A 20,390-nucleotide genomic window follows, 5' to 3' on the forward strand; every position below is an offset into this window, starting at 1 on the left:
ACCGGGGCGCGTGACAGGACAATTGTTGGTGGAGTACATCCTTTAGACCATTGCAGCAACACGGTTTGACCGTGAACCATGATGGAGGTAACCATGCACAGAAGAACTTTTATACGGACGGGTAGCGCTGCGCTCGCTGTTTCGGGCCTTACGCTGGCGGGTTTCACATCGACACTGAGCGACGCCCTCGCCGGCGAGTCCAACTCAGCGAAACGGCAGGAAATCGACGCCAAGGTCCACGCGACCTTATCGCGGCTGTACGAGACAGTCAAAGGTTCAAAGGAACTCGTCGGCAAGGCGAATGGCGTTCTCGTGTTCCCATCCGTGCTGAAGGTCGGCTTCATCGCCGGCGGCGAATACGGCGAAGGCGCATTGCACGTAGGTGGGAAGTCGGTTGGTTACTACAGCACGGTGTCGGGCTCATTCGGCTTGCAGGCAGGCGCACAATCGAAGGCCGTCATCTTTCTGTTCATGACGCATGATGCGCTCAGCAAGTTTCGCAATTCCAAAGGCTGGTCGGTCGGTGGCGAAGGGTCGGTCGCGCTGCTGAAGGTCGGCGCGAACGGAGCGATCGATACGACGACGGCCACCGCGCCCGTCCAGGCGATCGTGCTGACCAATGCCGGCCTGATGGGCGATGTTTCGCTCTCAGGCACTAAAGTTTCGCGCCTGAAAATCTGATGATGGAGCTTGCTGTGTTTGCCTGGCCAGGTTTCAACCGATCGACGCAATGTAGTTGTCGTCACGCCAGATCGGCAACCGGGTGCGCGCGCCCGCAAACCACGGTTTTCCCGCTCACATCGGCGCTCAGCGCGCAAGCTGCGCCTTCGCAAGCCGGCCCAGGCGCCGGACGCCATCTTCGACACGTTCGCTCCAGAGGTGCCCGGCGCTCAGTCTCAGGCAATTGCGAAAGCGCCGGCTCGCGGAGAAGACGTCGCCGGGCGCAAAGCAGATGCCTTGCTCGAGGGCTTCCTCGAAGAGTTCGCGTGAATCGAAGCCCCTCGGCAGTTCGAGCCAGAGCATAAAGCCGCCTGCTGGCCGGCTCACTTTCGTGTCGGCCGGGAAGCTTGCCTCGATCGCACGCGTCATGCGCGCGAGGTTCTGTTCGAAGACGCGGCGGATACGGCGCAAGTGCGTGTCGTAGGCGCCGCTTTCCAGGAAGTCCGCGAGCGCGATTTGCGGCAGGGCGGGCCCGCACAGCGTGAACGCGAGCTTGCGCTCCATCAGCTGCTGCGTATAGGCGCCCGCTGCGATCCAGCCGATCCGGTATCCAGGCGCAAGACTCTTCGAGAACGAACTGCAGTAGATCGTATTGGCGCCGCCTTCGAGCGCGGTGAACGGCTTCGGCCGCTCGCGTCCGAAGTAGATCTCACCGTATACATCGTCTTCGATCAGCGGCACGGCATGCCGCGCAAGCACCGCGAGAAGCGCCAGTTTGTCGGCCTCCGCCATCGTGGAGCCGAGCGGATTGTTGAAACTCGACGACAGCACGCAGGCCGCCACGTGTTCCGTATCGAGCAGGTGTGCGAGTGCGCCGACGTCGATGCCGCGCGTCGGGTGGGTCGGCAACTCGAAGGCCTTCAGACCCAGCACTTCGATCGTATGGAGCAGTCCAAAGTAGGTGGGCGATTCGATCGCGATCGTATCGCCGCGCTTCGCAACGGCGGTGAGCGCGAGGGTCAGCGCCTCGGTGCAGCCTGCCGTGACGAGCACGTCGTCGGGCGACAGCGCATGCCCGACGCGCATCGCGCGTTTCGCAATTTCGCGGCGTAAGCGCGGTTCGCCATGCGGTGGGCAATAGCCGTTGTACCGCACGCTTTGTCGACGTGCGGCACGCGCGAGCGCGAGGTCGAGCCGCTTCGTCTGCAGAAGCGCCGAGTCGGGGAAGGCGCAACCGAGCGGCACGAGTGCAGGGTTCGACGCATGTTCGAGCAGCGTCGCCACGACCCCACTGACCGAGACGGCCGACGCTTTCGTTCGCGCTCGCGAGGTCGACGGCAACGCGAGCGTGCTGCGCGGCGACGCCGCGACGTAAAAGCCGGACTGCGGCCGCGCGACCAGGATGCCGCGATCTTCGAGCAGACGGTACGCCTGTAGCGCGGTGGCGATACTGATCCTGTGCTGCTCACTGACGGCGCGCACGGACGGCAGCCGCACGCCCGGTGCGAGCGCGCCGTTGTCGATCATGCCGACGATGAGTTCGGCCAACTGCTCGTAACGGTATGAAGTGTGCGTGTCCATGAAAGCATCGCGACAGAAGATTCACGATTATCGATCGGGCGGTCGCGGCTCGCCAAGCGAAATTGTGATGGTTGATTCAGTCGGAAATTGTGACTGTTATGGTCGGCCCGCGAGCGCTACGATGCGTGTGTTCCGATCGCGTCCGTAAGAGCACAGACGTTCGCATGGGGTGACTTAAACCCGGTGACTCAAACCCGGTGACTCAAACGGATCGCCCATCGAAGAATTCACAGTCCATACAAGGCAAAGGCATGAACGCTTCTCAGCAGCGTGTCGACGAACAACAACTGTCACGATCGAACAGCGAAAATGCGAGAGAGTGGCGCGGTCGCTTTCCCTACAACGAGATCATTTCGCTGCTCGACGTGAACCGGCCATTCAACCTGGCGGAGAGCACATCGCAGGACCTGACGCTTGGGGAACTGCTGGACCTCTCGGGTCTTGAGCGTATCCGTGATCTGAAGCTTGGCTATGGCAAATCGGCGGGTGCGCAAGCGCTTCGCGAGGCCATTGCGGATGCCTGCAAAGTCCCTGCCGGGCAGATAGTGACGACGCAAGGCACCGCGCTCGGACTCTTTCTTCTTGCATTCGAAGTTTGCCGACCTGGCGACGAAGCTGTCCTCGCGACACCATGCTTTCCGCCGAGCCGCGACTGTCTGCTTGGCGCCGGCGTCAGCGTCCGCGAGGTCAGGTTATCGTTCGAGAATGGATATCGACTGGATCTGGAGCAGCTTGCAGCGAGCCTGTCGCTGAACACGAAGCTGGTGAGCATTGCTTCGCCTCAGAATCCAAGTGGTGTTCAGACATCTCGCGCTGATATCGAAAAACTCCTTGTGTTGATGGAGAGGCGCTCTCCGGGAGCGATACTTTTTATCGACGAGACCTATCGCGAGGCAACCTATGGCGACGATGTCGCGATCGACAGTTTTGCGGGGCTCGACTCGCGTATCGTCACCGGCGCGTCGGTATCGAAAGCGCTTGGCGCGCCGGGCTTGCGCACAGGCTGGCTCACGGTAGCGGACCCCGATCTGCGATCGCGCCTGACCGTCGCGAAGATGAACACCGTCATCTCGGGCTCGGTGCTCGACGAAGCGCTCGCCGCCGCGCTGCTGCGTAACCGGGAAGGTGCGCTTTCATCGCGACGTCGTTTGCTAGCCGGCGCCCTCGAGGAACTGGCGACCTGGTGCGAGCGCGAACAAAAACGCATCGAGTGGGTGCGCCCCGATGCCGGCGCGCTGTGCTGCTTGCGTCTACGTCGTGACGCATTCGACGATGTTGCCGTATCGCGTTTCTGGGATCTGCTGCCTCGCTACGACTTGCAACTGGCCTGCGGAACATGGTTTGGAGAAAGCGATCGTGTATTTCGCCTGGGCTTTGGTTATTTGCCGGCTGCTCGTCTTGGATCGGCGCTGGCGGCTCTTTCGTCGGCTCTGGATGCCGTTCGCGCATGACGGATCTGAGATCCCGCTGCATGTAGCACGCCGGATAGCCGGAACCTTCACTTCTAGATATGTCGGGTAAAGCCATGAAAGTAAAAATCGCCTATATCGATGAACCGCCGTTCTACTGGACTGGTCCCGATGGTTCCGTGACGGGCTCGGATATCGAACTCGCCGATGTGGTGCTCCGCGCGATCGGTGTGACATCCATCGAACATCATTTGACCTCGTTCGAAGAATTTCTACCTGGCGTACACGAAGGTCGCTGGGACATGAACGTGCCGATTTTTGTAACGGCTGAGCGCGCAGAGCAAGTTGCATTCAGCGTGCCCGTCTGGGCGCTGGGCGATGGATTCGTCGTGCACGACGGCAATCCAAAAACACTGACGAGCTACAGGGCCGTAGCAGAGCGTAGCGACGCGCGGTTGGGGATTATTACTGGTCAGGTACAGCTCAACTCCGCAAAGTCGGCGGGCGTGCATGATGACCAGATCATAATGTTCAAGGACCAGCCGGAGGCAGTTGCTGCGCTACTCGCAGGAAAGATAGACGCATTCGCTGGAACGGCCGTCGGGAACCGCGTGGTTGCCAGTGCAAACAAGGAACTGGAAGCGGTCGCGCATGCGATGAGCAAGGAAACGGGAGCACCTGTCGGCGCCTTCTCGTTCAATAAGGACAATACTGCTCTTTTGCAGGCCGTGAATGAACAGTTGCGCAAGTACCTCGGTTCGGCGGACCACCGCGCGCGCATGGCGAAGTACGGCATCACGGAAGCGGAAATCGACAGCATAGTGACTGCAAAAGGTTGACCAACACCACGCGGCACTTTCTTATCCAGCTAGTTGGAGACACTATGAAGAGATCATATAAGGTAGTTGACGTGTTTACCTCGCGACCTATGCTGGGCAATCCGGTTGCCGTGGTGCTCGACGCGGAGGGTTTGTCCACGGACGAGATGCAAGCCATCGCGCGCTGGACGAATCTTTCGGAAACGACGTTTGTCCTTCCGCCTACGACAGACGAAGCGGACTATCAGTTGCGGATTTTCACGCCGCGCAGTGAGCTTCCCTTTGCTGGGCATCCGACACTCGGCAGTGCTCATGCCATTCTGGAAGCGGGTCGTGTGACACCTCGCGCAGGCGGGCGATTGATTCAGCAATGCGGCATTGGCCTCGTCGAGTTGACGATAAGAGAGCAACCAGGAGACCGCCAGCTGGCCTTCGATCTCCCGCCCGCAAAGATCGAGCCGCTGCACGCAGCAGATATTGCAGATCTCGAACTCATTCTCGGCTGCAAAGTCGACACCAGGACTGCGCCGGCCATCGTGAACGTCGGCCCCATTTGGGTCATCGCGCAGATGGACGGTGCGGCTACCGTAGTCAATCTGCGGCCGGATCTCGCGAGGTTGGCGGACTTCGAGCGCCGCCTCGGCGTCACGGGTCTGACCGTATTCGGTACTCACGACGGTGGAGATGCGGCGATAGAAGTGCGTACCTTCGCACCGTCATGTGGCGTGGAGGAGGATCCTGTCTGTGGAAGCGGAAATGGCAGTGTCGCTGCATTCCAGTGGAAGCGCGGCCTGTTGCCCGCCGACGGCGGACGCTATGTGGCGACACAGGGACGCAGTGTCGGTCGGGATGGACGAATCGAGGTGAACGTGGATACGAGCGGGAATGTACGCATCGGCGGTTCCTGTGTCACCTGTGTGGACGGCTCGCTGACGCTCTGAAAGCCGCGCTGGGTAGGGCATTGGATGATCCGTAGCCAACATTAAGTATGTCGAAATGAATATCCATTCATCCACGATTGAAGCAGCGTTCAGTTTTATTTCGGTGAAGAATCCATTCGATGGTGTCGAAGTGGGCACCGTCGTGAATATCCCACCGGAAGGCGTGCAGATGTTGATTGACAGCGCGAAAGAGGGTGCACGCGCGTGCCGCAGCCTTTCGCGTCATGAGCGTGCTCGTGTGCTCGAAGCCTGCGCATCGATGGTGGAGCGCGATAAGGACACGTTTGCCGATCTCATTGTCGCGGAAGCCGGTAAGACGATCAGGCAGGCAAAAAGAGAAGTGCTGCGCTGCGTGAACACGCTCAAGCTGTCCGCCGACGAAGCGCGCCGAAACGGAGGTGAGGTCGTACCGTTCGACGCATATGCCGGATCGGAAAACCGGCAGGGATGGTTCACCCGGGAACCGCTCGGCATCATCGTCGCCATCACGCCGTACAACGATCCACTCAACCTGGTTGCACACAAGCTTGGACCAGCGATCGCCGGGGGCAATGCCGTGGTGCTCAAGCCGTCCGAACTCGCGCCACTTTCGGCTATCAAGCTGGTCAACTATCTGGTGGCGGCGGGAATGCCGTCGAACATTGTGTCGGTAGCGACGGGCGGCGCAGCCCTTGGCGAAGCACTCGTCTCATCACGGGATGTGAGAATGGTTTCTTTCACGGGCGGCTTCGCGACGGGAGAGAAAATAGCCCGCTCTGCAGGCCTGAAAAAGCTTGCGATGGATCTCGGAGGCAATGCGCCCGTCATCGTCATGGGCGACTGCGATCTTGAAGATGCCGTCGCGTCGTGTGTCTCCGGTGCATACTGGGCTGCAGGCCAGAACTGTATCGGCACGCAACGCATTCTGATCCAGTCGTCTGTCTACGAAGCGTTCAGAAAGCGATTCGTTGCTCGCACTCAAGCGCTAAAGGTGGGTAACCCGGCGTTGCCGGACACGGACGTTGGGCCGATGATCACGGCGCAGTCGGCCGCGCGAACGAAAGCCGTAGTGGACGCAGCGATCAGGCAGGGCGCCAGACTGCTTTGCGGAAATACTCACGAAGGTTCCGTCTACGCGCCGACCGTGCTCGAGGACGTGAGTTTTACATGCGATCTGTGGAAGCACGAGGCGTTCAGCCCGGTTGTCGTTCTTCAACGGATCGAGACACTGGACGAGGCGCTTGCGCTTGCTAATAGCCCTGATTACAGCCTCCATGCTGGCATCTTCACCAATGATCTGCATGCTGCCCTCAAGGCGGCGGACAAACTGGAGGCTGGCGGCGTGATGATCAACGACTCGTCGGACTATCGGTTCGATGCCATGCCGTTTGGAGGATTCAAGTACGGAAGCCTTGGACGAGAAGGTGTCCGGTTTGCCTATGAGGCGATGACGCAAACGAAGGTTGTGTGTATCAGGAAGTCGGATCAGTAACTCTTGTTATGCAAGGTGGCCTATGGCAAGCAGGAACGTGTTTCAACGGCCCGATCGGGAACATCCTGAGAGTCTCTCGTTCGACAGTCAGGCGGTGCATGCTGGGAATCTCACTGACGCCAGCACAGGTCCAATCCGTACACCGATCGTCATGGCGAACTCATACAGGTTGCCCGATGACCCGACGTCACTGGACTGGTCGGATTCCCAAACGTTGTTCTACACACGCAACCTGGGCTTCAATCAGCTCTGCCTTGAGAACAAGCTGGCGGCGACGGAGCGCGGTGAAGAAGCCGTCGTTTTCGGTACCGGTGTTGCCGCGCTTCATTCGATATTCTTTACTTTCCTGAAAAGCGGTGACCACGTCGTTGTCAGCGATGTGACGTATGAAGCCGTCTGGCGTCTCTTCAGCGAACTGCTTCCACAACGGTATGGTATCGAAGCAACCTTTGTGGACATCAGCAATCTCGCCGCAGTGACGCAAGCTCTGCGCCCCAACACGAAGCTGATCCATGCCGAGACGATTGCCAATCCGACTACGAAAGTGGCAGATGTCAAAGCGATTGCAGAAATCGCCCACCATGCTGAGGCGATGCTTTCGATCGACGCAACCTTTACACCCCCGCCGATGTTTCGGGCCCTCGAGCATGGCGCGGATTTCGTCGTTCATTCGCTGACGAAGTACATCAATGGACATGGCGATGCGATGGGGGGAGTCGTCGTCGGGCGTGCCGGACTGATCCGCCGGCTGAAGAGCGATGCACTCGTTGACGTGGGCGGTTCAATCTCACCGTTCAATGCCTGGCTCATCATGCGAGGTTCGGTGACGCTGCCACTGCGCTTGCCGAAACACATGTCTACGGCGCAACAGGTCGCGGATTTCCTCGACAGTGACCAACGGGTCGCTTTCGTGGTATTTCCTGGGCTGCCTTCTCATCCGCAACATGAACTCGCGTCGCGCCAGTTTAGTGGCGCGGGGTATGGCGCGGTCATGGCCTTTGCCGTGGAAGGTGGACCCGAGGTGCAGAATCGATTTGTCGCTAATCTGCGCCTCATCACCTCGGCTGTGTCGCTTGGCCATGACGAGACACTGATCGTGCACGTCGGAAAGGATGGGCGAGGGGGATCCGAGTGCTATCCGGACGTGTTCCGGGAATATGGTCACCTGCGCCTGTCGATCGGTCTGGAAGATCCGGGCGATTTGATAGCGGATATCAGCGCGGCCCTTGAGGAGACGTTCGGCTGATAGTCGATCCGCTGAGCTGTGGGGAGTACGCGGGGCTTCGTTAGAGCGGCGTGCAGCGAGCGCTGGAACGATGGCGAATGTCGATAGAGGAGACAATTTCTCACCGCATGCCGCTTTTCCTGCAAGATATTTGCAACGCCAAGTGTGCGCTGTCCCACCTAGATCCCTGTCGCTGCGCCACCCGATGTTCTATCGTCGATCTGAGGCAGTGTGTTCAGACAAAACAGTGACCGGCGCGAACATCTGTGCTCCAATAACCACGTCTTTTGACAAAAGGCACTGTCCAATCGTTTTTTATCAGTCGAGAGAGCGACGGTTGACGAGTGCGCCATTGCAAATTTCAGCGCTTCACGGCGGAGCTGACCACAACTCGAAATGGCCTGTGTGCGCAGGCTACCTGCACCCGTCAAATGATCAGGGGAGTTCAAATTTCCAGGAGCGAATTTCGTGGAAGAACTCGACGAATTCTTCTGGAGTGACCTTCTCGACTACATCGATGAAGGGCGGGTCATTGCGGTGGTGGATGACGGGCTGCTGCCCGTCAGTCAAGACGGTCAATCCATGGGGTTCGATGCGCTTGTCGCCACCCGGCTGGCAGAAAAGCTCCGCATCGGCCTGACCGAGTTCGACAACCCTCCGCGGCTGGATGACGTCGTCAGCCGTTATCTGCTACTGCCGCGCGCGCGCAAGGAAGACCTGTACGTTCGCACCTCTCAGGTCGTGAGAGACCTGGCGATCGAGCCTCCTCAAGCGCTGCTGGACCTCGCCGCCGTGTCCCCGTTCGATCTGTTCGTGACCCTTTCGTTCGACGGCTTGCTGACTCGCGCAATCGACCTTGTCCGTCACGGCGGGGAAACGCGCACTTCCGTTGTGAGCTTCTCCCCAAATCGGCCTGCCGATCTACCGCTCCCTCGTGGGCGCCTGACCACGCCAACCGTGTTCCATCTGCTCGGGCGCCAATCGTCAGCGCCCGATTGGGTGATCTGCGACGAGGATCGCCTGGAATTCCTTCACGCGTTGCAGGACGACGCGCGTCGGCCGAAGCTGCTGTTCGATGCGTTGCGCGACGACCATCTGCTGCTGCTCGGTTGCCGGCTGCCGGACTGGCTCGCGCGCTTTTTCCTGCGGGCAGCCAAGAACGAGCGGCTCTCGTCACCTCGCCAGACGGTGGAGTACCTGATCGATCCAATGGCGGCGCGCGACCCCGCGTTGAAAGCCTTCCTCGCCGACTTCAGCCCGGCGACCCGCGTCGTGTCGCTGGAGCCGACCGTCTTCTGCGCCGAGCTGCGCTCCCGCTGGAGCCAGCGTCATCCCACGGGCGTTGCGCAGGCACCGTCGGCACCCGTCGTGCCGCGCGCCATCGAGGGGGCGGTGTTCATCAGCTATTCGAGTCAGGATACAGACGCCGTGCAAGGTCTCGCTCGCGAACTCGATGCTGCAGGCATCGACGTATGGTTCGACCGGAGTGAGCTGCGGGGCGGCGATGATTGGGAGCGCAGTATCCGGCGCGGCGTGGACACCAGCAGCCTGTTCATGCCCGTGATTTCGCGCGCCACGCAAGACCCGGACCGGCGGCGGGACTACTTCTGGCGCGAGTGGATGGCCGCCGACGAGCGCGCTCGCGGCATGGCGCCTGACGAACCCTTCCTCGTCCCGGTGGTGATCGACGACACGCCCAAGTACGGCGACTGGCTTCCCGACCGCTTTCGCTCCGCCCAATGGATGACGCTGCCGGGCGCACGCACTGACGAGACGTTCGTCGCGCACGTGCGCGATCTATACCGGCAAATCTCCAGCCGCTGCCGGCGGAGCTGATATGGCTGATGAAGCGGTTGAATCCGGGCACGAAGGACTGTCGGCAGACGCGCTGACGCCGACGCGCCCCTGGCCAGGCCTCGCGTCTTTCACTGAGGCGGACCAGTACTTTTTCCGCGGCCGGGAGAACGAGGCGGAAGAACTCGCGCGGCTGGTGCGCCGTGAAGTGCTGACCGTCCTGTTCGGCCGCTCGGGGCTAGGAAAGACCTCTTTGCTCAATGCGGGACTTTTTCCCCGTTTGCGCGAGAATCTTCACGTGCCCGTGATGATACGTCTCGCGCACGGCGCCGCGTTGCCGCTGCGCGACCAGGTCTGGCAGGCGCTCGCCGCCGCTTGCAGCGCCGCTGGCGTCGACGCAACCGCGCCGCTGCCGGAGGCGTCATTGTGGGAACACTTTCATCGCGCCGGCGCCGGGTTCTGGAACACGCGCAACCGGGCTGTGATACCTGTGCTGGTTTTCGATCAGTTCGAAGAGCTGTTCACGCTCGGCCAGGTCGACGAGGAGACGCGCCGTCGCGCTGCCAGCTTCGTCAACGAGCTTTCAGACCTGATTGAAAACCGCCCGCCGGAAGCGTTGCGTCAAGCGCTCGATTCCGGCGCGGTACCCGCGCAGAGCATCGATTTCAGCCGTCGGGACTGCAAGGTCGTTCTGAGCTTTCGCGAAGACTTCCTGGCGGACGTGGAAGGCTTGCGCGTGAACATCCCCTCGCTAATGCGCAACCGATACCGCCTGTTGCCGATGGACGGCTACCAGGCCCGAGCGGTGATCGACAGCGGCGGCGCGCTCGTGGCGCCGACGGTAGCCGAACGCATCATCGGTCTCGCGTGGCGCAATCGCGCCGAAGCGCCTTCGGCAGACGACTACAGCCGGATGGAGGTCGATCCCGCGCTCCTGAGCGTGATCTGCAGCGAACTCAATTTGCGCCGTATCGCACAGGGTAGCGATCACATCGGTGCCGAGCTGGTGGCGAGCGCCGAGCGCGAGATCCTGGTCGATTTCTATGAGCGCTCACTGCGAGATGTCGACCCGCGTGTGCGTGTGTTTATCGAGGATGAGCTGATCACGGACGCCGGCCATCGGGACAGCTATGCGCTCGATGATGCGCTCGTGCTACCCGGTATCTCACGCACCGATATCGAGCGGCTGGTGGCCGGCCGGCTGCTGCGCGTCGATGAACGCTTCGGCGTGCGCAGGCTCGAACTTACCCATGATGTGCTGACGCGCGTTGTCAAGGACAGTCGCGATGCGCGGCAGGCCCGTGACGCGGCGGCCGCGGCGGCCGCGCGCGTGCGTGAGGCGTTGGAGATACAGCGGCGTAACCGTCGCAACGCGATGTGGGTTGGCGCCGCCTTCGTGTTTGCAATGGCTTTGCTGGTCGGTGCGGGATACGCCGCATACGAAGCGACGGTGCAACGACACCGTGCGAGTATCGCGCAGAATGACGCCGTAGCCGCGAAGCAGCAGTTGGTCAAGGAGACCGAGAAATCGATCCAGGCGAAGCTCGCAATCGAGGAAGCCCAGCAACAGATGCAGCGGGCGGCAGTGGAGTTGCAAAAGATGGGCGACTCCGCAGCCGAGGCCGATCGTCGTGCGAAAGAGGCGCAGGCGGTCGCAGTGAAGGACGCCGAGTTGGCAGCGATTCAGCAGAAGCGGGCAGACGAAGCCACCGCGCATGCCGGGCAACTGACTCGCGATGCGATTATCTCCGGCGTGATTGCCAACGCCAGCGCCGAGGACGCGGAGCATCCCGATCGCGCGCTGCTGCTGGGCGCCGAAGCCAGCCACGCCGCCCCAGTGCGACTGGATGCGCAGCTTGCGCAACTAGCGCGGCTGATTGCTGATGAAGGCGTGCACAAGATGATGCGGATCGGCGATAAGGTGACCGCGTCAGCAGTCAGCCCTGACGGCAAACGGATGGCCATGGGCACCAACGGCGGTGACGTCATCGATCTGGACCTGACGACCTGGACCGTGCTGCGGCGCTGGAGAGGCCACGAAGCAGCCGTGCTGGCGCTGGCGTACGACCAGGACGCGTCACGTCTCATATCCGCCGATGCAAAGAGTACCGTCATCGCCTGGCAAGCGCGCGATGCGAAGGAAATCGGGCGTGTCTCTGTCGGCGATGCCCCCGACATCAAAAAGATTGTCGTCAGTCACCACGGCCAGTTCGTCGCGGTTGCAGGCCATTCATCTGTCCACGTGTTGACGATGCCCGGCCAACCGGGTGTCCCAGTGCTGAAGCGCCTTGGCACTGGCGACGGTCAATGCCTTGGATTCGACCGCGACGACGCCACGCTGCTCTACGGTTCCGGGGATAGCATTGTCGTCGCACCGCTCCCCGGCACCGGCACCGAGGCCGGCACCGGGACCGCACCGTCGCCCAGGTCCACACGCCCCTTGCTCGCGCGCACACCCGACTGCCGCTTCGATGCGTTGCTCCACGCCAACCCCGACGGCAAGCGCGTCGTCGAGCTTCGCGACGAATCAACGGACTCGGTCATCGGAACGTTGGACGGAGGCGAAGCCGAAGGCGAAGGCGAACTACAGGCAGTCTTCGAGTCCGGAGGCGGCTTTTTTGCGCTTCGAAATGGCCGAACGACCAGCGTGTGGAAGATACAACCTCTGCAAAAGATCGGCACGGTTGCTGATGAAAGCGGCAAGGCCGTTCGCATGTCATTGAGCCCGGACGGCCGCTGGCTGGCCACAGCCCTGGCCAATGGCCAGGAGATCGTTCAGCCGACCAGCGGCGGCCGGGCCCGAGTCAAGACCAGGCAAGGACAGCGCGTTGCCGCCTTCCAGTTTTCGCCGAATGGGGACACCGTCGCGTACCAGATCGATCAACAGGAGACGCTGTACACCATATGGTCGCTCGCGCCGGGGTCGGTGTTGCGGTCCGGCAAATCCCTGTACCACGCCGAGGAGGTGGAATTCAACCGCAACGGCAAGGTTCTGGCGACCGTTCCCGCAGGCACGGATATCGCCGACTTCTGGAATCCTGATGATGCCGCGCAATTGCGCAGCGAACGGGGCATGCGCCGCGCCGAATTTAGTCCTGATGGTTCGCTCCTCGCTATTCAGCGCGCCAACGGCACTGTCGATGTACTGGAGATGACGGGCCATGCCCGTCTGCAGCTTCAGAAGCCGGTGGATGCCGAAGTAGAGCGCTTTGCTATAAGTTGGGACAATCGACGCCTTGCGATCACGCTGTCCGATGGTTCGATTCATGTGTACGAGATCACCCGGGCCGGACACGAAACCGTGCTGTCGGGGAAGCGCGAGTCCGAAGTCGTCGCGTTTAGCCCCGACGGCCGGGTGCTCGCGGTGGCGGGCGGCGATGGCGTCGTGCGCCTGTTCCGCTTCGGGTCGCAAAAGGCCATGACAGAATTGCCTGATCCGCATAAGGATCGCGTGCGTCAGCTGGCATTCAGTCCTGACGGCAAGCGGCTCGTATCGGGGGGCGACGATGAGATGGCGATCCTGCACGACGTCGAAAGCGGACAAACCGTGGCCAAATTCGGCCCTCATGACGGCCCGGTTGACCGGCTGGTGTTCATTGGCAACGGCGAGGCGCTCGTCAGCGGTGACGCGAAGGGGGAACGCCAGGTGTGGGACCTCCGCAAGGGGAGCCAACTGGCCCGGCTGCGTGCCGCGGGCGGCACTGTATCAAGCGTGGACATCAGTCCAGGCGGACGTCGCGTGGCCGTGCTGCATGAGGATCAGACCGTGTCGTTGCGCAATTGGGACAGCGAGTCGATGCTGGCAGATGCTTGCGCGATTGCGAATCGGAATCTTGACTGTGCGGAGTGGCGGCAGTTCATGTCGGGGGTGCCTTATCGGAAGACGTGTGCGGCGTTGCCTGCGCCGAAGCCGGTTTGTCAGTGAGAGGGGTGTTGGTGGGTGATGTGGGTGATGTGGGTGAGCGTGGTCGATGTGGGTTATGACTATGATGAAGTTGACGCCATCTCCATTTTCGCATTGGGATATTGTCTTCGATAACTAATCTCTGATATTGAGAAATTTGACGATGAAGCTCATATACACGCCGTTCCCTGCGACAAAGGCAGGTAATTTAGCATCAGTGCTCGCTAAAAGACCCGATGCTGCCAAAGGCTTTGAGAACAATCAGCGGATTTACGCCCCCAAAAGGAACGATGACAACTACATCAAGAGCGAAGCGCAGCCCCTTGATCTTTCCGACGGGGATGAGCTGCTAATCAACGCGCATTGCAACGCAGGGTTGGACTATCTTTCGACAAACGTCAAATGTGAAACGGACAAAGATGTCGAAAAAAAAGTTACCGCTTCGCAATTAGTTCTCCAGTTGGCCGCGCACGGCCTCAAAAAGGAACGTAACGTAAAGATCAAGTTATGGGTATGCAAGGGAGGGCAGGATGGTGCGTTCGACAAAGAGTCGTTCGCCAAAAGGTTCTCCAAGGCGATGTTCGAAGCGGGTTATCAGAGTTGCCGTATTTTTGCTTATACAGAATCTCTAATGCAGCAATACGGATCAATAGATACGGAAGATCCCCACGAAAAAGGTGTTCACAGACGCAGCAATAACGAAAAAAAACAATTTGACGATTACATTGAAAAATTAAAGACCGACCCTGAAACTCCTCAGAATAGAACGTTGAAGAGGCTGCTTGCTATTTCTAAATCCGAAGAAGACGCGAAAAATAAGCTGCGACCACTTTGGGAGTCGACCCGCGATCACGCCGTCGTGACACCAGGCCTGCGAGCCAGCAATTTCCGTAAGGAATTTCGTGACGGCAAAATCGTCGATCATGTTTCAACGACTGACTGAAGAATTTTTACGGCCGGCTGTTCCATCGGGTGTCCGGCAGATTTCGAAGTGAACCGGCCGTTGGAATGGCGACTTTTTGTGTTTCGTGAACGACAATTACTGGCAGAAAGCACCAATTCGAGAACGCTCTGCGGAGCGGTCGTTGAGATCCTCAGTGGCTGCTCACTGGCATCTGATGTGAACGAGAACTACCGTCGGCCAACTCTTGCCACTCGCCGGCGCGCGCCCGCAGACACTCAAACGGCCGATCTTCAGGAGGCAGCGGACGTCCACACGCCATCCATCTCGTTGGACCATCGGCCACTTTTGCTTGTCTTCGTCGCCTCCCTGGCTAGAGTGAAAAGTACCGTAGGTACCTGCTTGAGGGCAGTCGGCCGTCGCGAATCGCGCGGACGGCAGACGGGCGCGCGAGTTGCGCCGACTGGGAGGTAACATGAAACGCTTCATTGCGAGGCTCGGAATGAGCATGACCCCGAAGCTGACGTGGGGCACCGCGGCAGGCGTGGTTCTGCTGGCGTGCTCCGTCTTTTTCCCGTCAGCGTATGCTCAGCCCGTTACCACAGGCCCACTCAGCATCACCGGGTCGGCCGTCGTCCGCGGACCGTTGACCGTCGATGGCTCGCTGACAGTGGCCGGTGACATCTACGCCCGCGGGCCGATCACGGCGGCCTGGATTGAACGGATTCCGCCCAACGATCCGGCAGTACGCAGGCGCGGGGGAGGAAACACGTTCGATGGGCCGCTCACTGTGCACGGTCCGCTGATCGTGCACGGCGATCTGGAAGTGGATGGCCCGATCACCATCGGCGGCCCCGTCGGTGCTGTCGGGCGCGTGGATGCCGAGGGGCCGATTACCGAGCGCCGTTGAATGTGCGTCGGGCGAGATGTCTGGAGGTCTGTAGCGTTTGGCAGGTTGCCGCCGGTTATCGAAATTTGTTGTTTCCAGGGACGTGTGTTGTCCAACGGCCGCAATAGGAGCGCAACGCGTTCCTGCTGTTATGCCTCACGCGCGCGGAGCGGGAGATGTTGTCAGGCATACTGAAGAAGCTGACGCACCAGGCTCACGCGATGCTCGATCAGGAGCGCGAGGAAGCGGAACTTTGATCCGCGGGGGATTTATCTCAGGCGTGTCGCATAACCAGCCGGCTCAATGCCTGCTCGCTCGGTTCGCACGCGCCATCGAACGAGTTCGATGGCGCGACTACTGTGCTCCAGGCGTGATCATCCTGGCAACCATCGCCGGTGCGCCAGCGACGGAGTGTCAATCAACTACTGCGGCAGCGCGGCCAGTGCGATCTCACTCGCGCTGTCCAGTTGCTCGACGTGCCAGCACTTTTCAATCAATGCGCGCGTTTGAGCTGGCGAAAGAATGCCGTCGGCGAGGTCGGCGAACTTCTTCTCGAGTTGCTGATCGGTCATCGGCACTTCAGTGCTGCCGATGGCATGCTGAATGAACTTGTGCAGCTTGCGTCCATCCTTGAGCGTGATGGTCATGTCGACCTGTTCCGGCTTGATTGCAGGATCGATGATTGCGTTCACCTTCTCGCGCAGGGCAACCGTCACCGGGTCGCGCACTTTCGCATCGCTGAACTGTTTTTCGCCGCCCGCGCCGTCGATCACGGCAATCGCGACCGCATGATAGATGCTGAACTTGCCTTCGAGCCCGATCTGCGGCGTCTTCTTGCCGGTCAGTTCGATGACGAGCGGATGCACGCGAAGATCAATATGGTCGATCTGATCGGCCGTCAGGTGATATTGATTGCGAAGCTGGATTGCCGCGTCGATTGCCGGATGAATGACGATGCCGCACGCAAACGGCTTGTAGGTGTTCAGCGTCGATTCGTAACGCGTGCCCAGCGCTTCGGTGATTTCGCGGTAATCCTGTTTGGTGCTGATGGTGTTCGCCCAACCCCGCTTCGCTTCGATCATGCCATCCGAACTGGTGTAGTCCCTGGCAGCCAGCAGAGCCGCGAAGATGCCGTTCGCGGCCGCGCGCCCCGGGTTGAAGCTCTTGTTCATCGAACCGAACGATTCGCGCAAGCCGACCGGCTGAGACGCCGCAAGGCCCAATGCCCAAACCATTTGCTGAACGCTTAGCCCCATCAGCTTGCCCGTTGCCGCCGCCGAGCCGAATACGCCGCATGTGCCCGTGATGTGCCAGCCGACATCGTAGTGATTGGGATACACCGCATTGCCGATCCGCAATTCCGTTTCGACGCCTAGCACGAGCGCGTTCAAAAAATCCTTGCCCGACACGGGATGGTATTGCGAGTACGCCAGAATCGCGGAAGCGACGGGCCCTGCCGGGTGAATGATCGTCTTCAGATGCGTGTCGTCGTAGTCGAAGATATGGCTGCTGACGCCGTTGATGAAGGCCGCGTTCATGATGTCGAAGCGCTCGCTGCGGCCCAGCAGGTTCGCCTGTGGCGGCCCGGAGAATGGCGTCAGGGCGGCGACCGCGCGATTCACCGTTTCATCGTGCGAACCGCCGACAGCAACGCCGACCCAGTTCATCAAGGTTCGCACGCCTTCCTTGCGGGCGGGCGCGGGCAAGTCCTGGTAACCGGTCTTGACGATGAACTCCGCGAGGATGCGCGTGACCTTCGGCGGGCGTGCATTTGTGCTGCTAGCGGGCGCAGGCGCGGAAGCGGGCGCGGCAGTATCGGGCGAGTCGGCGAAAACCGCCTTGCTGGCGGCCGCCGATGCCAAAGCTCCAACGGCACTGGTTTTCAGAAAGCGTCGTCGGTCGATGACGGACATCGGTTTGTCTCCTTCGGATTTGATGTTCGATGAGGCTGGGTGCGGCGGCTCATGGTTTTCGATCGCACGCCTCTGTGGTTGTCGTACCTTGATGCGAAACGCTAAAATGTCGACACTTTGCGTATTATAAATAGGAAAACCGTGATTTCGCAAGGCGCAGAACGCGCAGTGTACACACTTGGAGGGTGAACCCAGAAAGGCCGCGCGCATTGCCACGCGCCGCCGAAGAAGGGCCGTTTGCTAGAATCGCCCGGAAACCGGGCCGGCGATCCCGGACGTAAGGGGAACTGCGGTGAATCAGAATGTCGACAGAAGCAAGCTCGAGGAGGACGGTGAATCGTCGCGTGTCGGCGAGATCGTCGACTGGGTGGCGCGCGGCATCATTGAAGGGCGCCTTTCGCCGGGCGACGATCTGAACTCCGTCGATCTCGCGAAACGGTTCAGCGTCAGCCGCACGCCAGTGCGCGAAGCGCTGTTCGTGTTGAGTCGCGAAGGATTGGTCGACTGGTCGCCGCGCAGGCGTCCACGGGTGTCGGCGCTGAAGTTGGTGGACGTGCGCGAGATCTATCAGTTGCGCGCGATTCTTTACGCACAGGTATCGACGGCCATCGTCGAACGCGCCACCGACGCTGACATCGAATCGCTATGGCATGCCCATGGTCGTCTTGCGGAGGCCGCCGCTCAAGGCGACGTCGACGGCTATTTCTGGGCAAATGTCGCATTTCGCGACGAAGAACTTCGGGTATGCGGCAACGGCATCTTCAAGGAGGTGCTGGATTCGATGCGCATGCGTACCAACCGTTTGCGCCGGTTGAGCACGTCGTTGCCGGGGCGTTTGCAGCGTTCGTGCTCCGATCATCAGCGCTTGTGCGAAGCCTACGCGGAGCGAGACGGCGTGCTGGCCGCAGCGCTCAACCGGTCGATCGTGTTCAGCGCTCTGCAGGCAATCGAACAGGCGTGGGAGCAGGTGCCTGTTGGCGTTGACAGCGTCGGCGCTGACGAGAGGTAGTCGGCGTCTCTTGCAAGAACGAGATTGCGCGATAAACAGCAATCGACGATCGGAGCACATGCCCTCCGGATATCAGCAGCAACGCAGCGGCATGATGTCGGCTCCCGATCACGACGTCCGTCGACTTTCCCCCGTCGTCCGCATATCTCCCTCTCAAATCAAATCCAAGGGTTTTCCCCTATTTGGCCGCTTTATTGGATTGATATATTGAATCCACGGATACAAATATCCAGTCTTACAAATTAATTTCATTTCGAGCAAGCCGATCAGGCAGACCATGGAAGAAAGCGTTCATTCCTTTCGCGCAGGATTCGCCGTCACGGCGGAAGAAGAGGCATATGCCTATGTGCTGTATCGCATCCGCATGGGTAAGTACCGCGCCGGCGACCGCCTGATCCCCGAAGAGATAGCGGCCGAGATCGACACGAGCCGCATGCCCGTGCGCGAAGCATTCCGCAGGCTCGCAAGCGAGGGTCTCGTCGTCATCAGGCCAAACCGCGGCGCGATCGTCCGCGGGCTGGATGCCGACGAAATGGAAGAGGTCTTCTGCATGCGTGGCGCGCTCGAGGGACTTGCAGCGAAGCTGGCGCTGCCGGGCATCATGCCCGCGCACGTCGCTGAACTCGCACGGCTGATCGAAGTGATGGAAAGCCACGAGCAGGACGCGCATCAGTGGGTGAGCGCGCATCGGAATTTCCATGAGTATCTGTGTCAGTTGAGCGGCCGCAAACGTCTGGTCGCGCAGATTGCCGGCCTGCATACCGTCGTCGAGCCGCACATGCGTCTCTGGCTGCAACTTGCCGACAAGCAGATGACTTCGCGCGACGACCACACGACGATCATCGACGCCATCAAAAGCGGTGACCCCATGGCCGTCGAGGCGACCGTGCGAGAGCACATTGAAGCGACGGTGCCGGCGCTGCGTCAATGGATGACGTCGGGCCGCTAGGAAAACAGGCTATTCATCGTGATGAATTTTTCATAAATATTAGTTGTACGAATATAAAACGAGTGCGACGGAAACACATAGCCGCGCGTGACTTACACCAACCTTTTGAGCCTCGACATGAAACGACTCGTGAAGAATCTGCTGGGACTGGCCATCTGCGTGCTGGCCCTGAATGCACATGCGAAGGAATGGAAAGACATTCGCATCGGCTACGAGGGCGCTTATCCGCCGTTCTCGTCGATTCAGCCGGACGGCAAACCGGTGGGCTTCGATATCGACATCATTCACGCACTATGCGCGCAGATGCATGCGAACTGCACGCTTGTGCAGATCAACTGGGACGGCCTGATTCCCGCATTGCAGGCCGAGAAGATCGACGCGATCGTCGCGTCCGTAGCGATCACAGCCGAGCGCAAACAAAAAGTCGACTTCACCGAGAAGTACTACAACTCGCCACGCAGACTGATCGCATCGAAAGCGAGCCCGATCAAGGACGCGACGCCTGCCGAGTTGAAGGGCAAGCGCGTCGGCGTGCAGCGGGGCACGCTGGCCGACAAATACGCGAGTGCGTACTGGGCGCAGAGCGGCGTGCAGATCGTGCGCTATGCGACGCAGGACGAGGCTTATATGGATCTTCGCTCGGGCCGTCTCGACGCGGGGCTGCAGGACGCGACGGCTGCGTACAGCGCGTTTCTGAGCAAACCGGAAGGCGCGAACTTCCAGTTCGTCGGGCAGCCGATTCTCGGCGCGACGCCGGAACAGAAGGCGCTGCTCGGTGAAGGCTATGGCATCCCCGTGCGCAAGGGAGATGACGATCTGAAGCAGCAGTTCAACCAGGCTATCGACGCGATCCGCGCAAACGGCGTGTATCTGTCGATCGAGAAGAAGTACTTCAATTTCGACATCTACTGATATTGCCGGCAAGG

Annotated in this window: 15 protein-coding genes; 13 read left to right on the forward strand and 2 right to left on the reverse strand. The window is 60.3% G+C overall.

The window, feature by feature from the left end; translation table 11 throughout:
• The first annotated feature begins 93 nt into the window (after positions 1-93).
• Positions 94-681, forward strand: coding sequence for a YSC84-related protein (locus SB822_RS25190; protein ID WP_007733233.1), 588 nt, complete (start codon positions 94-96; stop codon positions 679-681).
• Between the two features lie 126 nt (positions 682-807).
• Here the strand turns inward: SB822_RS25190 and SB822_RS25195 are convergent, their stop codons facing one another.
• Positions 808-2,241 (reverse strand): PLP-dependent aminotransferase family protein, encoded by a 1,434-nt coding sequence (locus SB822_RS25195; RefSeq protein ID WP_410855874.1) that lies wholly within the window; start codon positions 2,239-2,241, stop codon positions 808-810.
• Between the two features lie 251 nt (positions 2,242-2,492).
• Here SB822_RS25195 and SB822_RS25200 point away from each other — a divergent pair, with 251 nt between their 5' ends.
• The 9 genes from SB822_RS25200 (at position 2,493) to SB822_RS25240 (ending at position 15,614) form a co-directional block, all read left to right on the forward strand.
• Entirely contained in the window at positions 2,493-3,692 is a 1,200-nt protein-coding gene (locus tag SB822_RS25200; protein WP_410855875.1) for a pyridoxal phosphate-dependent aminotransferase, read from the forward strand.
• Between the two features lie 74 nt (positions 3,693-3,766).
• Positions 3,767-4,489 carry a transporter substrate-binding domain-containing protein gene (locus tag SB822_RS25205; protein WP_410855876.1) on the forward strand — a complete coding sequence of 241 codons (723 nt, stop codon included), beginning with the start codon at positions 3,767-3,769 and terminating at the stop codon, positions 4,487-4,489.
• Positions 4,490-4,533: 44 nt separating this feature from the next.
• Positions 4,534-5,409 carry a PhzF family phenazine biosynthesis protein gene (locus SB822_RS25210; protein WP_410855897.1) on the forward strand — a complete coding sequence of 292 codons (876 nt, stop codon included), beginning with the start codon at positions 4,534-4,536 and terminating at the stop codon, positions 5,407-5,409.
• A 55-nt stretch (positions 5,410-5,464) separates the two neighbouring features.
• Positions 5,465-6,880: an aldehyde dehydrogenase family protein gene (locus SB822_RS25215; RefSeq protein ID WP_410855877.1), complete on the forward strand. Its 1,416-nt coding sequence runs from the start codon at positions 5,465-5,467 to the stop codon at positions 6,878-6,880.
• 22 nt (positions 6,881-6,902) lie between these two features.
• A complete protein-coding gene (locus tag SB822_RS25220) occupies positions 6,903-8,126 on the forward strand; it encodes a trans-sulfuration enzyme family protein (protein ID WP_410855878.1) in 1,224 nt (407 codons plus the stop codon).
• A gap of 447 nt (positions 8,127-8,573) precedes the next feature.
• Complete coding sequence (locus SB822_RS25225; RefSeq protein WP_007733249.1) at positions 8,574-9,941, forward strand: toll/interleukin-1 receptor domain-containing protein; 1,368 nt, start codon at positions 8,574-8,576, stop codon at positions 9,939-9,941.
• Between the two features lies 1 nt (position 9,942).
• A complete protein-coding gene (locus tag SB822_RS25230) occupies positions 9,943-13,824 on the forward strand; it encodes a WD40 repeat domain-containing protein (protein WP_007733253.1) in 3,882 nt (1,293 codons plus the stop codon).
• A 142-nt stretch (positions 13,825-13,966) separates the two neighbouring features.
• Positions 13,967-14,746, forward strand: a complete 780-nt coding sequence (locus tag SB822_RS25235; protein ID WP_007733256.1) for a hypothetical protein — start codon at positions 13,967-13,969, stop codon at positions 14,744-14,746.
• 433 nt (positions 14,747-15,179) lie between these two features.
• Positions 15,180-15,614 (forward strand): hypothetical protein, encoded by a 435-nt coding sequence (locus SB822_RS25240; RefSeq protein ID WP_007733258.1) that lies wholly within the window; start codon positions 15,180-15,182, stop codon positions 15,612-15,614.
• 401 nt (positions 15,615-16,015) lie between these two features.
• Here the strand turns inward: SB822_RS25240 and SB822_RS25245 are convergent, their stop codons facing one another.
• Positions 16,016-17,506, reverse strand: a complete 1,491-nt coding sequence (locus SB822_RS25245) for an MmgE/PrpD family protein (RefSeq protein ID WP_114222555.1) — start codon at positions 17,504-17,506, stop codon at positions 16,016-16,018.
• A 292-nt stretch (positions 17,507-17,798) separates the two neighbouring features.
• On the opposite strand from SB822_RS25245, the gene SB822_RS25250 reads away from it, so the two are divergent.
• The 3 genes from SB822_RS25250 to SB822_RS25260 all read left to right on the forward strand — a co-directional run bounded on the left by SB822_RS25250 (position 17,799) and on the right by SB822_RS25260 (position 20,376).
• Positions 17,799-18,515 carry a GntR family transcriptional regulator gene (locus SB822_RS25250; RefSeq protein ID WP_410855879.1) on the forward strand — a complete coding sequence of 239 codons (717 nt, stop codon included), beginning with the start codon at positions 17,799-17,801 and terminating at the stop codon, positions 18,513-18,515.
• Between the two features lie 277 nt (positions 18,516-18,792).
• Positions 18,793-19,464: a GntR family transcriptional regulator gene (locus SB822_RS25255; protein WP_410855880.1), complete on the forward strand. Its 672-nt coding sequence runs from the start codon at positions 18,793-18,795 to the stop codon at positions 19,462-19,464.
• 117 nt (positions 19,465-19,581) lie between these two features.
• A complete protein-coding gene (locus tag SB822_RS25260; RefSeq protein WP_410855881.1) occupies positions 19,582-20,376 on the forward strand; it encodes an ABC transporter substrate-binding protein in 795 nt (264 codons plus the stop codon).
• Positions 20,377-20,390 lie beyond the last annotated feature (14 nt).

The organism is Paraburkholderia sp. SIMBA_054 (assembly GCF_046534875.1).
Taxonomy (GTDB): Bacteria; Pseudomonadota; Gammaproteobacteria; order Burkholderiales; family Burkholderiaceae; genus Paraburkholderia; species Paraburkholderia hospita.